Origin of the sequence: Anaeromyxobacter paludicola, assembly GCF_023169965.1 — a bacterium.
GTDB classification, from domain to species: Bacteria; Myxococcota; Myxococcia; order Myxococcales; family Anaeromyxobacteraceae; genus Anaeromyxobacter_B; species Anaeromyxobacter_B paludicola.
Genome location: NZ_AP025592.1, coordinates 457,248 through 470,945, shown reverse-complemented (window position 1 = coordinate 470,945; position 13,698 = coordinate 457,248). Strand labels below are relative to the sequence as shown.

Genomic DNA, 13,698 nt, shown 5'->3' with positions numbered 1-13,698 from the left:
CGGCGGTCAGGCGGTGCGGCGCGCGGGCGCGGCGAGCGGGAGCGTCACCCGGAACAGCGCGCCCTGGCCCGGCGCGCTCTCGACCTCGATGCGCCCACCGGAGCGGTGCACGATGCCGTGGCAGATGGAGAGGCCGAGCCCGGTCCCCTGCCCCACCGGCTTGGTCGTGAAGAAGGGGTCGAAGAGGCGCGGCAGCGACTCCGGCGCGATCCCGGCGCCATTGTCCCGCACCTCGACCGCCACCCCGCCCGGCGCCGGGCGGGCCTCCAGGATGACCCGGTTCCGCTGCCGGGCGTCCTCGGCGAGCGCCTGCCCGGCGTTCACGAGCAGGTTCACGAACACCTGCCCGAGCTCGTGTGGCCGGCCCCGGACCGCCGGCAGGTCGTCGGCGACGCGGACCTCGAAGCGGCCGCGCTGCTCGATGTGGTGGCGGCACATGGCCACCGCCGCCTCGATCTCCGGGCCGATCGCCACCGGCTGCAGGTCGCCGCTCGGCGCGTGGGCGAAGGCGCGGAGCCCCAGGACGACGGAGCGGACCCGGTCGGCCCCCTCGCGCGCCTCCTGCGCCGCGCTGGCGAGCTCGGCGCGGAGGGCCGGGTCCTGCTCCGGCCGCGCGAGCTGGTCGGCCAGGAAGGCCACGTTGGCGAGCACGTAGGTGAGCGGGTTGTTGATCTCGTGCGCGACCCCGGCCGCCATGGTGCCGACGGTCGCGAGCCGGTCCGAGACGGCGAGCTGCGCCCGCGCCGACTCGAGCTCGCGCGTCCGCTCGGCCACGGCGCGCTCGAGGTGCTCGCGGGAGAGGAGCAGGCGGCGGCCCACGACCGTCTGCGCCGCGAAGAGGAGCGCCAGGACCGCCAGGAGCGCCAGCGCCGGCCGGCCCGCGGACGGCTCCCGCGGGTTCACGAGCGCGACGACGCAGGCGCCCGCCGCGAGGTACACCGCCCCGAGCACCGGCAGGTACCAGCGGCCCGGCCCCTCCCATCGGCGGCGTTCCCCCATGTCTTCGGGAGTCTAGCAACATACCCTTTCGGGTCCTATCCCCCGACCGCCCGACGCCAGGCTCAGCCGAACTTCCGGAGGAAGAAGAGGGCGCTCACGGTGTAGCCGATGGCGATCACGAGGCGGCTCAGGTGCTTGCGGCCGATCCGCCGCGCCACGCCGGCCGCCCCGTAGCCGCCCAGGAGCGCCCCGGCGGTCATCGCCAGCGCGAACGGCCAGTAGACCAGCCCGGCGGCGGCGAAGAGCCCGATCGCCACCCCGTTCACGCAGAGCGAGAAGAGGCTGGTGAGCGCGTTCATCTCGAGGAGATCGCTCATCCCGACCATGCCGAGCATCGAGAGCATCATGATGCTCATCCCGGCGCCGAAGTAGCCGCCGTACACGGCCACGAGCAGCGTCGCGCCGAGCGCCCCCAGGAGCCACGCGCGGCTGCGCCGCCCCCGGCCCGCGGCGCTCCCGAGCCAGGCCTGCACGCGGCCGCGGACGGTGAAGAGCACGGTCGCGAAGAGCACGAGGAAGGGCACGAGCCGGTCGAAGGTGGCCGAGGAGGTCGCGCGGAGGAGGAGCGCCCCCGCCGCCCCGCCCAGGAAGCAGGGCGCCACCAGCACGCGCATCGCCGGCTCGGCGCGGGAGAGCTCGCGCCGGAAGCCCCAGATGCTGCCGAGGCTCCCGGGCCAGATCCCGAGGGTGCTGGTGGCGTTGGCGATCACCGACGGGAGGCCGAGGGCCACCAGCACCGGGAACGAGATGAGCGTGCCCCCGCCAGCGACCGAGTTGACGGCGGCGGCAAAGAAGGCGGCGAGGAACGCGAGGGCGAGGTGGAGGACGGACGGGGCGCTCGTCGGCATCGGTGCGCCGGATCGTAGGCGCTGGCGCGGGGCGCGGCCCGGCCTGGGGAGGGCCGCGCCCGGAAAGCCGTTGTCGCCCCGCGGCGCTCGCGCCAAGATGCGGCCCGCGCACGGGGCGGCCGCGGGGACGGGGGCGCGCCCGGAGGGGGAGCGATGCGCGTCGGCGTCACCGGGGCGAACGGCTTCATCGGGAACCACCTGGTCCGGTTCCTGCTCGCGCGCGGCGAGGCGCCGGTGGCCTTCGTGCAGCGCGGCTCCGACCCGCGCCCCCTCGCCGACCTGCGGGGCGCCATCCCGCAGCTCGAGGGCGACCTCCTCGACCCGGCGTCGCTCGACCGGCTCGCCGGCGCGTGCGACGTCCTCGTCCACCTCGCCGCCGTGAACCGGTACTGGGCCGAGGATCCGGCGGTCTTCGCGCGGGTGAACGTGGCCGGGGCGCGGAACGTGGCCGAGGCCTGCCGCCGCGCCGGGACGCGCAAGCTCGTGCACGCGAGCAGCTGCATCACCCTCGGCGCCTCCGACGCCCCGGTCCCGCGCGGCGAGGACGCCCCCTTCAACCTCGGCGCGCTCTCCTTCGCGTACGCGGAGACGAAGCGGGCCGGCGAGGCGGAGATGGAGCGCCAGGCGCGAGAGCACGGGCTCCCGGTGGTGATCGTCCACCCCACCTCCGCCGTGGGCGAGCTCGACTGGGGCCCGACGCCCATCGGCAAGCCGGTCGCCGACATCGCCCGCGGCCTCTGGCCGGTCTACGTCGCGGGCGGCGCCTGCTTCATCGACGTGCAGGACGCGGTGCGCGGGCTCTGGCTCGCGCTCGAGCGGGGCGCTCCCGGCCGGCGCTACCTGCTCGCCGGCGAGAACCTCACCAACCGGGCGTTCATGTCGCTCGTCGCCGAGGTGGCCGGCGCCGCCCGCCCGCGGGTGAAGGTCCCGCGCGCCTGCCTCGCCGCGCTGGCGGCCGGGATGGAGTGGGCGGCGGACCACGTGACCCACCGGCACCCCGCGGTCACGCGGAGCATGGCGGCGCTGGTGGGCCGGTACCTCTGGTTCGACGGGCGCCGCGCCCGCGAGGAGCTGGGCTTCGAGCCCGGCCCGCTCCGGCCCGCCGTCGAGCGCGCCGTGCGCTGGTTCCGGAGCCGGGCGTGAGCGTGGACCTCGTCACCGGCGCGACCGGGTTCATCGGCCGCCACCTCGCGCGGCGGCTCCTCGCCGCCGGGCGCGAGGTCCGGCTCCTCTGCCGGCCAGCGAGCGCGAGCAGGCTCGACCCGGAGACGCGCGCGCTCGCGGAGGTCGCGCCCGGGGACCTGCGCGACGAGGCCTCGCTCCGCGCCGCGACGCGGGGGGTGTCGCGCGTCTTCCACTGCGCCGGCCAGGTGTCGGACTGGGGCCCGGAGGCGCTCTTCCGGGAGGTGAACGTGGCCGGCACCGAGCGGCTGCTCGCGGCCGCCGCCGCCGAGCGGGTCGCGCGCTTCGTGCACCTGAGCTCGATCGCCGTCTTCGGCCTCCCCTCCCCGCCCGAGTTCGACGACGACTCGCCGTACGGCGCGGGGCGCGACCCCTACTCGCGGACCAAGATCGCGGGCGAGGCGGCGGCGCTGCGCGCCCACCGCGAGCGCGGCCTCCCGGTGACCGTGCTCCGGCCGGCGGTGGTCTACGGCCCCCTGAGCACCTGGGCCGAGGAGCCGGTGGCGATGATCCGGCGCGGGAAGATGTTCCTGCTCGGCGGCGGCCGCGGCACCTGCCACCCCTGCTACGTCGAGAACCTCCTCGATGCCCTGCTGCTCGCGGCGGAGCACCCGCGCGCCGTCGGGCGCGCGTACATCGTGGCCGACGACGACCCCCTCCCCTTCTCCGCCTACTTCGACCACCTCGCCCGGATCGTCGGCGCCGGCCCCATCCGCCGCTCCATCCCGCTGCCGGTGGCCCGCGCCGCCGCCACCGCGCTGGAGGCGGCGGCGCGGCTGCGGCGGGCCGAGGCGCGGCCGCTCCTGACCCACGCCGCCATCGACATCGTCTGCACGCCGAGCCGGCTGTCGATCCGCCGCATCCGCGAGGAGCTCGGGTACGCGCCGCGCTACGACGTGGCGGCGGCGATGGCCGAATTGGAGCGCTGGTTCCGGACCCGCGCGCTGCCCCCGCTCGCGCCGCGCCGTCCGGCGTGAGCCGCGAACGATTCCCCGAGCCCCTCTTGAGGCGCGCCCGCCGGGGCGCGGGACTCGGGACCGCCCCCCGTTGCAGAGTGCCCCGGTGGCTCCCCTCACCCCACTGTCGCGACGCGAGCCCGCGCCACCGGCCCTCGGCGCGGAGCGGGAGGCGCGCGTGCTGCGCGTTCGCCGCGCCATGCGCGCCGCCATCCGGAGCGGCTGGTTCCACTTCGAGGTGGAGGGCGAGGAGCACCTCGTCCGCGACGGACCGGTCGTGTACGCCATGAACCACGCCGGGTGGTTCGCGCTCGACGCCTTCTTCCTGACCCTCGCGGTCACCGAGGCGCTCGGGCCGGCGCGGGCGCCCCACTTCGCCGCCCACGACGCCGCGCTCGCGGCGCCCGTGGTCGGCCCGATGCTCGCCGGGCTCGGGGCGCTGCCGGCGAGCTGGCTGCGGCACCCCGAGCGGCTGCCGAAGGGGGTCACCTCGCTCGGCATCTGCCCCGAGGGCGTCCGCGGCAACTGCAAGCCGTTCTGGGAGGCCTACCGGATGCGCCCCTGGAGCCGCGGCTTCGTCCGCGCGGCGGCGGCGCTCGGCGCGCGCGTGGTGCCGGCGGCGGTGCTGGGCGGGGAGGAGTGCCTCCCGGTGGCCTGGACGGTGCGACTGCTCGAGCCCGTGATCGGCTCGATCGTCGGCCTGCCGCTCACGCTGGTGCCCCTCCCCTCCCGGTGGAAGGTGATCTTCCACCCGCCGGTGCCGGTCTCGGCCGCCGACGGGGAGGCGCGGGCGAGCGCGGAGCTCGCGTCCCGTGTGCAGCGGACCGTGCAGGAGACGCTCGACCGGGAGGCGCGCCCGCTGGCGCGGCTCTCCGGCGCCGTCGCTGCCGTGCGCGGGGTGGACGCGGGGCCGGGCGCGGAGCCGGGCGCAGGCGCGCGGGAGCATCCCAAGGTGATCGCGCTCCCGGGTCCCGGGCAGGCGCGCCGGCGCGCGCCGGACCGCTCCGGCCGCCGGCGTTGACCGGGTCGCCCAAGGACACCGGTCCCGTCCCCGCGGCGCCGGTGAGCGCGGTCCGGGGTCGCTCGGGCGCCGGCGCGGCGCTACTCTCCCGGCATGACCGAGCGCCTCTACCTCGACGACCCCGACCTGCTCCGCTTCCGGGCCCGCCTCCTCGCCTCGCGCCAGCTCGCGGGCCGCCCCGCGGCGGTGCTCGACCGGACCGCCTTCTACCCGGAGGGCGGCGGCCAGCCGGCGGATCGCGGCCGCCTCGGCGGCGTGGAGGTGGTCGACGTCCGGGAGGTGGAGGGCGAGGTGCTGCACGTGCTCGCCGGCGAGCTTCCGCCCGGCGAGGTGGACGGCGCGGTGGACGGGGCGCGCCGGCGCGATCACCTGCAGCAGCACCACGGGCAGCACCTGCTCTCGGCCGCCTTCGAGGCGACCGCCGGGGCGAGGACCACCTCCTTCCACCTCGGCGCGGAGACCTGCACCATCGACCTCGACGCGCCGCTCGACCGGCTCGGCCCGGCGGAGCTCCGCGCCGCCGAGGCGCACGCCAACGACCTCGTCTTCCGCGACCTCCCGGTGACCGCCCGCGAGTACGCGCCGGAGGAGCTGGCGGCGCTCCCGCTCCGCAAGGAGGCGGTGAAGGGGAGCCGCGTGGTCGTGGTGGGCGCGCCGGGCGAGGTGCTCGACGCCTCGCCCTGCGGCGGCACGCACCCGCGCCGGACCGGCGCGGTCGGCGCCATCGCCGTGCTCCGGGCCGTGAAGTGGGGCGCGGGCGCGCGGGTGGAGTTCCTCTGCGGGGCGCGCGTGGTCGGGGCGCTCGCCGAGGCCGGGCGGCGGCTCGCCGAGGCGGCCGCGCCGCTCCGCTGCGCTCCCGCCGAGCTCCCGGCGGCGGTGGCGCGGCTCGCCGACGAGGGCGCGGCGCGGCGCAAGGAGCTCGACCGGCTGCTCGCGGCGCTCGCCGCCGCCGAGGCGGAGCGGCTCCTGGCCGCGGCGGCGCCGGGGCCGATCCGCGCCGTGGTCTCCCCGCCGGCCGCCGGCGCGGCCGGGTACGCGAAGGCGGTGGCCCTGGCGCTCGCGGCCCGCGGCCGGGTGGCCCTCCTCGGCGCCGTCGAGGACGGGCGCGCCCACCTCGCCTTCGCGCGCCCGAAGGGCGACGGCCCTCACCTCGGCGAGCTGGTCCGGCGCGCCGCCGCGGCGCTCGGCGGGAAGGGAGGCGGCTCGCCCGACGCGGCCCAGGGCAGCGGGCCGGAGGCGGCGGGGCTCGAGGCCGCGCTCGACGAAGCGGCGCGGGGAGCGCAGGCGTAGAGGAGTGGGAGGGACCTGGGAGGGGATGCCCGCCCGCCGCCTCCGCGAGCGCCGCCGCGCTGGACCGACCCGACCTCCTTGGGCCCGGCCTGGAACCTCCGCGCGCCTCCCGCGTCATGAACCGTTGCGCGCGCCCGCACACCGGGCGCGGCTCACGGGAGGCAGCATGTCACGGTTCGCAGCGATCCTCGCAGGCGCGGTCTTCGCACTCTCCGGCTGTGGCGGGAGCTCCGGCACCACCGCCAACTCGAGCCCCACCCCCACGCCGACCCCCACCACCGCCGCCGGGCGCGTCATCGGCATCTCGGGGATGGCGTTCAGCCCGCTCCAGCTGCAGGTCACGCCAGGAGAGACGGTCACCGTCCAGAACCACGACCCGATGGAGCACACCGTCACGAGCGAGGCCACCTCCGGCGCGTTCGTCCCGGGAGCGGTGGGCGGCGTCAGCTTCGACGTGACGGTTCCCCCGAACGCCTCCGCCACCTTCACCATCCCCGCCAACGCGGCGGTCGGCACGAAGCTGCCGTACTACTGCCGGATCCACACCTCCACCATGGCCACGCCGAACGGCGAGATCGACGTGGTGGCGACCGCCGCCTCGACGCCCACCGACGGCGGGACGGCCCCGCCTCCGCCCCCGCCGACCATCCCCGGCTACTAGGGCGGCCGGGCCGCCCGGCGCGTTCGCGCCGGCCGGATCGCCTCGCCACCGGGCTCCGCGCGCGGCCCCCCCTCCCCCGCCGTCGCGCGACGTCCCGGCGCCCGTCCGGTCCGGCCGGCGGCCTCTCGCCGGGAGGGCGAGCGTCCAGGACGCCCCAGGCCGGCGGCGCGCGGGAGCCCCGGGGGTCAGCCCCGGGGTGCCGCGGCGAGCCGCGCGACGCGGCGAAGCTCCTCCAGCGTGAACGGCTTCGCGAGCCGGGCCGTGACGCCGGGGCAGGGCGCGTCCGACGCGGTGAGGAGCACGACCGGCACCGCCGCCAGCGCCGGGATCCGGCGGAGCCGCGCGAGGAGCCCGGCGCCGTCGAGCCCGGGCATCTCGAGATCCGTGAGCACGAGGTCGGGCACGAGGCCGGAGCGCGCCAGGAGCGCGAGCGCCTCGAGCCCGTCCGAGGCGGTGACCGCCTCGAGGCCGGAAGCCCGGAGCGCCCGCGCCACGCAGCCGCGGATGAGCCGATCGTCGTCGACCACGAGCGCCACCGGGCGCTCCCGCTCCGGCTCCGCGGGCCCGGGCTGAGTGAGGGAGAGAGCCAGCATCCGACCTCCGGGTTCCAGGGGAGGTCAGCGTCCGCCGCGCCCGGCGCGCCCGGATGACGGCGACGTGACGCAATGTTCGCGACGTTCGCGAGACCGGCGCGTCACGGCCCCGAGTAGGGAACCAGGCTGTGCCAGTAGTCCGGCGCGCCGGTGCAGCCGCAGTTGAGCCCCTGCCAGAGGGAGTTCGGGAGCGGGTAGCTGCGCAGGTAGAGCGTCGAGCCCGCGTCGTAGGGGGTCGGCTGGCCGTCCCACTCCGGGGCTGCGGGCGGCGCCACCCCTCCCGCGCCGGAGCCGGGGCCGTAGAGGGCCGCCAGGAAGGCGCGCCGCGGGCTGCCGTGCGGGATGGGCGAGTGGCAGGTCTGGCACTTGATGTTGGCGTGCTTGCCGGTCCCCTCGTAGGTCACGCCGTTCACGGTGAAGATCGGGATGAGCTCCGTGTGCAGGTTCCGCGTGGAGTCCCTGAAGCGCGTGTAGGTGAAGTTCGGATCGTGGCAGTTGAAGCAGAAGATGCCCTGGGCGCCGGTCTGGCCGCGGTTGACGCGCCAGCTGGTGTTGGCGTTCCAGTTGGTGTTCGGCCCCTTGAGCATGAACTTCGTCGTCCCCCCGTGCGGCCCGGCCGCGCCGCTGGCGTCGGCGTGGCAGTCGGTGCAGGTCATCCGGTTGGTGTTGGCGGTGCGGTTCCAGCGCTCGCTCAGCCCGCGCGGATCGATCCGGGCCACGTTCCGCGAGCAGTCGGACAGCACCGGGTGGAAGGAGACGTTGCTGGGGTTGAACTCGCGCGCCTGGTCCGTGTACGGCGCGCCCAGCCCGGGAGAGGTCGGCGCGGGGCCGCTGCCCCAGTAGTAGGCGGAGTGGCAGCGGAAGCAGAGCGACGCCTCCGGATCGGCCCCCGGCTCGAGCCGCTTCGCCGTCCAGTAGGAGGCGTCCGCGGGCGCGGTCCAGGCCGGGAGCGCGCCGAGCGAGGCGCCCATCGCCCCGCGCAGCGCCCCGCCCGCGCCGCTGCTCCCGGCGGCGTGGAGGCCGGCCTGGGCCTGGTGCGGGTCGTGGCAGTCGGTGCAGCCGGCGTGGCGCGGGGCGCCCCCGAGCCGCGTCCCGTACCCCGCGGCCGCCTCGAGCACGGCGTCGTGCTGCCCCGGCGCCACCGCGTCCGCCGGATGCCGGGAGCCGCCCGCGCTGGCCATCGGCTGCGCCACGTTCTTCCAGGAGTAGTCCTTGCCGGCGCTGCCGCCGCCGCCGTGGCAGTTGTAGCAGACGTTCCGCGTGGAATCGCCGGCCGGCGCCAGCGCCCCCGCCAGCAGCGCCGGGTCGTCCGACCAGTGCGGCCCCTGCACCGGACCATCGCCCTGCACGCGCCAGCTCGGGGTCTGCCCCTCGCGCTGGCGGCCGGCGTGGCACTTGGTGCAGTTGCGCTGCAACCGCGAGCTCACGGCCGGGCTCGCGCCGGGAGCGTCGTCGTGCATCACGTACTCCCAGGCCACGCCGCCCGCGGCGGTCGTGTTGTGCGCCGAGGCGTCGTACCTCGCCGGGTCCACGTACGGCCGGCTCGCGTCCACCGGGTTCTGGTGGCAGGCGATGCAGCCCTGCGCCTGGCCCGGGACGTGGTCGGCGCGCAGCACCCCGGCGCCGGTCGCGGCGGTGGCCTGCCCGTAGGTGGCGCTCGACGGGTTGGTGTCGCGGGTGAGCGCCCGCGAGGCCGCCGTCTTCGGCGACCGGTGGAGGTTGCTGGCGTGGACCGCCGCCGGCCAGGCCGAGGGATCGTTGTGCACGTGGTCCGGGTGGCACATGTTGACGCAGGAGCGCGCGGCCGGCGCGTTGGCCGCGAGGGGATTGCCCCAGGAGGCGCCGTCGTCCTGCGCCGCGTCGCTCGCGCCCTGCGCCCCGAGGACGTGCGCCGAGGCGCGCGCCCCGGCCTGCATGCCGGCGAGCTTGGCGCCGTGGCAGGTCGCGCAGGCCTCGCCGCCCTGGGCCTCCCGGCCCCGGAAGCCGGTCCGGTGCGAGTGGCAGCCGGTGCAGGCGGTGGCGTCGTCGCCGGCGTAGTGGCCCGCGTCCTGGTTGCCGGTGCCGCGCCACCGCGCCACGCCCGCCGGGCTCGACGTCCGGGTGTGGCAGGCCTGGCACGGGCCGGTGGTGCGGGCGGAGACCAGGGCCGGGTTGCTCGTCACGAACGAGACCGCCGCGGACGAGGTCCCGGAGTCGCCGGACTTCCGATCCTGGAAGATCACCTTCTTGGCCGGGACGTAGCCCGCGTAGGCCGGCGGCACGATGGTCTCGCGGAGGAGCTGCGCGTTGTGGGTGTTGTGCGGCGTGTGGCAGTCGCGGCAGGTGGTGGACCAGGCGCCGTACTTGGAGAGGCCGGTCGCCGGGTCGGCGGTGCTCTGGCTCGAGTGGGTCTTGACGTTGTGACAGTCCACGCAGAGCTGGCTCGAGTTCGCCCGCCCGAGGAGGTTGCCGTCCCCGGCGCGCCTGGCGTTCACCGAGATCACGGCGGGCGACGAGTAACCGGTCTTGCCGCTCGCGCTCACCGCCTGCGCCTGCAGCACGAAGGATCCCGGCGAGAACGCCAGGTCCGCCTGGTAGAGCGCGGCGTTCGGGCCCACCACCGCGGCGTAGGCGGGCTTGAGCGCGAGCGCGTCGGTGAACGTGCCGCTCGCGCCGGCGTCGCGGGAGAGCTTCACGCTCGAGAGCCCGCCGCCGCTCGGATCGTAGACCTGCACCTGCACCCGGATCCGGCCGCTCCCGTCGCCGCTCACCGCGGTGCCGTTGCCGGGGGAGAGGATCGACACCATGGGGACGAGGCTCTGCGGCGTCGCGTCGCCGGGGACGGCCCCGGTCAAGGTCCCGGCGACGGTCACGGTCCCGCCCGTCACCGTCGCCGAGCCAAGGAGGCGGGCGCCCGCGACGAGGCCGACGTCACCGGTGCCGAAGGTGGCGCGGAACTGCTCGCCGGTGGTGGGGTCGGCGGCCTGCGCGACGGCGATCGTCAGGACGTAGTCGTGGTCGCCCGCCGCCACGCTGAAGCCGGAGAGGACCCAGGCCTTCCGGGCGGAGTCGTAGGTGCCGGAGGCCACCCGCGAGTCCCCGGCGTCCCAGGTGCCCGGCGTCGCGCCCAGATCCTCGTGGAGGCCGATCGACAGGATCTCTCCCGGCGCGGCCGGGGCGGCGGCGCCGTTGGAGACGGCCAGGGAGGTGACGCTCACGGAGCCGTTCGCCACCGACAGCCGGACCTTGCCGGCCGTGACGTTCACCGCGCCCGGCGCGGCCGTCCCGTCGGGCGTCGGCCCGAGCGCGGTGACGGTGAGCGCCCCCTGCCCTTCCGCGCAGGGCGCCACACCGACCGGGCCCGCGACGGCGCTGGTCGCGCCCGCGATCCCGTCGGGATCGGTGAAGGTCGCCTGGTAGTACCAGATGCCCCCCGAGACCGGGCTGCCGTCCACGCAGGTCCAGGCGGTCAGCCCGCGCGCGGCGGCCGGCGCGCAGGTCACCGGCGTGAACGGCCCGAGGGGCGAGGTCCCCCTGCCGAAGGTCGCGGCGTTGTCGAGGTCGCCGTCGCCGCTGAAGGCCGCGGAGAGGTTCACCTGCGCGCAGAAGCCGGCCGTCGCCGACAGCGCGCCCACGGTGGTCCGGATCGCGGGCAGGGCCGGCGTCACCGGCCCGGCCGGCACCCCCGCCGAGTAGTTGTGGCAGGCGTCGCCGAAGAAGGCGAGGTACCGGAAGGCGACGCCGCCCTGCGCCTGGTCCGCGTACGTCTGTCCCGCGCCGACGTAGGCCGCCACGTCCGCGCCGTAGCTCGCGCCCTGCTGGTACGAGGCGCCGTCCTGGAGCGCGGTGGCCTGGACCGGGGCCCCGCCGGCGCTGCGCAGGACGACGGCCTGCGCGAAGTCCGCCGCGGGCCGGGTCCAGGCCAGGGCGACCTCGTTGGGCAGCCCGTCGGCCACCGCCGTCCAGCCCGTGGGCGGCGACGGGGGCTGGCGATCCACCGTGACGGTGGCGCTGCCGGCGTCCTGGCCGAGGATGGTGTTGTCGCTCGCGACGGCGATCACCCGGGCGCTGACCGGGTACTCGCCGGGCGGGAGCGCGCCGTAGCTGGCGGGGACGATCGAGAGCCGGTACTGCGTCGGCGTGGCCGGGACGGCGATCGGCGTGGACAGGGTCACGGTCGGCGTCGCGCCGCTCGGGCTGACCTGGCCGTACACGGTGGCCCCGTCGTCGCTGGTGACGGAGAGGGTCTGGATGGCCGCCGGGTTGCCGCCGATCGCGACCTTCAGGGCGGTGACCGTGTCGCCCTGGGCGGCCGCCAGGGTGAACCGGTCGATCTCCCGGGCCGTGCCGCTGCCGGCGGACGGGCACGCCTGCGGGACGTTCGGCGACTCGGCGGTGGCGAAGTCGCCCAGGGTGGTGGCGTGGGCGGTCACGCGGAGCGGGCCCATCGCCGGGAGCACGGTGTTCCCGCAGGCCGCGTCGGTGGCCTTCGCGAGGAGCCAGTAGGTCCCCGGCGCCCAGCCGGCGGTGGACTGCGCGCCGGCGCCGAAGGTCGCCGGCATGAGCTCGGGCTGGGTCACCACGAACTGCGAGAAGCTCGCCGTCATGTCGGGCCGCGGCGAGTCGTAGTCGTAGGCGTTGCTGGCGACGATCCCCACGTAGAAGGTGCCGGTCAGGGCCACGGTCTTCGCCACGCCGATCTGGGCCCAGGTCTCGCCGTCCCCCGAGACCCAGCCCGTCAGGCTGCCGCCGCTCCTGCTGAGGCGGAGCCAGCGCGGAGGCCGGGTCGTGGCCGGCCCGAGCTGCTGGGAGCTGTAGGCCGCCGCGGTGGCGCGGGCGACGAAGCTGGTCGAGCCGGAGCCCCCCTCCTCGAGGCCGCCGCGGGTGAGCGCGACCGCCGCCATCGCCGAGGTCCCGGTCTTCGGATCGAGCGCCTGCCGGACCATGATCGCGGCGGTGGCGGACCGGCTCGCGTCCGGGCTGAACCCCTCCACCTTCACGTCCACCGTGAAGTCGCCGGTGAAGGCCACCGGCTGGGAGAGGAAGTTGAGCGAGTCCCGGCTGACGTAGCCGGCCACCGACGAGCCGCGCGTGCTGCCGAGCGTGAGCACGCCGCCGCTCGCCGTCGGCGCGCTCCCGGCGCCGTTGCCGAGGTCGGTGCGCGTCCACTTGGAGGAGTCGACGGCGGCGAAGCCGTCGCTCTGGGCGAGGCCGAAGCGCCCGACGACGCCGCTGCCTCCGCCCGCGACGAGGCTCGCGGGCGTCGCCGTCGAGCCGGCGAGGACGCCCTGCCCCGCCGGGACCGAGAGCTGGCCGGGCGCGCAGAGGCTGGTCTCGGCCGTCGTCACCCGGCTGAAGCCGCCCGCCGTCGCGTCGTAGCCGATGCCGCAGTCGAGCGGCGGCGAGAGCACCGTGCCGTCGTCGGCGTAGGCGAGCGCGTCGTGCGCCGAGAGCGAGACCTGGAGCGAGTGTCCCGGGCGGAGAACGTACGCCGCGTTGTTCAGCAGGCCCTGCAGCGGCGCCGCCGCGCGCGTCGGGTTGGCCAGGTCGATGCTCCCGACCAGCGCCGGGTTCTGGCCGTACGCGCCGTTCGGATCGTAGTCCAGCAGCTCGACGTGGAGGCTCGAGGGGCAGACCGTCCCGGAGAGCCAGAGCGAGGCGACGGCGCCCGGGGCGATCGAGCGCTCGTCGGCGGCGGGCGGGCCCTGGAACGTGCCGAGCGGCGCCGGGTCGGCGTACAGGTAATCGATGAGCTCCAGCATCCGCGGGCTCTGGCCCGTGGGCGGCGCGAGCTGCAGCAGGCTGCCGGCGAGGTACGGCATGCCGAGCCCGTCGAGGGCCGGGGTGCCGGAGAGGTACCAGGTGGTCTCGCCCCGCGCCGAGGGCGCGGCCAGCAGGAGCGCGACCAGCGCGCCCACCCTCCCCGCTCGACCGCGCGACGGCGGGCGTTCACGCTGCGGCATCCGGACTTCCCCCCGCGAGCCCGGACCGGTGGGCGAACCGCCCACATCGTGAGCGTCCGCGCCGCCGGGGCGAGGCTCGACTTTGGGCGCCGTAATGCAAGGTGCGAACCTCGGCGGGGGTGGTCGAACAAGTACCCGTACTCAGGGATGATCGACTGCCGCGGCGGAGGTCCGCGCTCGCGGAGCGGCGGGGACGGGTGAACTCG

9 protein-coding genes are annotated in these 13,698 nt (G+C 76.7%); 5 read left to right on the top strand and 4 right to left on the bottom strand.

The annotated features are described in order from the left end of the window. Positions 1-6 precede the first annotated feature (6 nt). Entirely contained in the window at positions 7-999 is a 993-nt protein-coding gene (locus tag AMPC_RS02150) for a sensor histidine kinase (protein WP_248343923.1), read from the bottom strand. Between the two features lie 62 nt (positions 1,000-1,061). Next, positions 1,062-1,847 carry a sulfite exporter TauE/SafE family protein gene (locus AMPC_RS02145; protein ID WP_248343921.1) on the bottom strand — a complete coding sequence of 262 codons (786 nt, stop codon included), beginning with the start codon at positions 1,845-1,847 and terminating at the stop codon, positions 1,062-1,064. 153 nt (positions 1,848-2,000) lie between these two features. Here AMPC_RS02145 and AMPC_RS02140 point away from each other — a divergent pair, with 153 nt between their 5' ends. From AMPC_RS02140 to AMPC_RS02120, 5 genes are all read left to right on the top strand, one after another. After that, a complete protein-coding gene (locus AMPC_RS02140) occupies positions 2,001-2,990 on the top strand; it encodes an NAD-dependent epimerase/dehydratase family protein (protein ID WP_248343919.1) in 990 nt (329 codons plus the stop codon). Further along, positions 2,987-4,006, top strand: a complete 1,020-nt coding sequence (locus AMPC_RS02135; protein WP_248343917.1) for an NAD-dependent epimerase/dehydratase family protein — start codon at positions 2,987-2,989, stop codon at positions 4,004-4,006. The genes AMPC_RS02140 and AMPC_RS02135 overlap by 4 nt, the downstream gene beginning before the upstream one ends. A gap of 157 nt (positions 4,007-4,163) precedes the next feature. Then, a complete protein-coding gene (locus tag AMPC_RS02130) occupies positions 4,164-5,006 on the top strand; it encodes a 1-acyl-sn-glycerol-3-phosphate acyltransferase (protein WP_248343915.1) in 843 nt (280 codons plus the stop codon). Between the two features lie 93 nt (positions 5,007-5,099). Continuing rightward, entirely contained in the window at positions 5,100-6,296 is a 1,197-nt protein-coding gene (locus AMPC_RS02125; protein WP_248343913.1) for an alanyl-tRNA editing protein, read from the top strand. Positions 6,297-6,462: 166 nt separating this feature from the next. Further along, entirely contained in the window at positions 6,463-6,957 is a 495-nt protein-coding gene (locus AMPC_RS02120; protein ID WP_248343911.1) for a cupredoxin domain-containing protein, read from the top strand. Positions 6,958-7,142: 185 nt separating this feature from the next. Here AMPC_RS02120 and AMPC_RS02115 read toward each other — a convergent pair whose 3' ends face one another. Continuing rightward, positions 7,143-7,493 carry a response regulator gene (locus AMPC_RS02115; protein ID WP_248343909.1) on the bottom strand — a complete coding sequence of 117 codons (351 nt, stop codon included), beginning with the start codon at positions 7,491-7,493 and terminating at the stop codon, positions 7,143-7,145. A 158-nt stretch (positions 7,494-7,651) separates the two neighbouring features. Beyond that, entirely contained in the window at positions 7,652-13,447 is a 5,796-nt protein-coding gene (locus AMPC_RS02110) for a DUF1349 domain-containing protein (RefSeq protein ID WP_248343907.1), read from the bottom strand. Between the last annotated feature and the right edge of the window lie 251 nt (positions 13,448-13,698).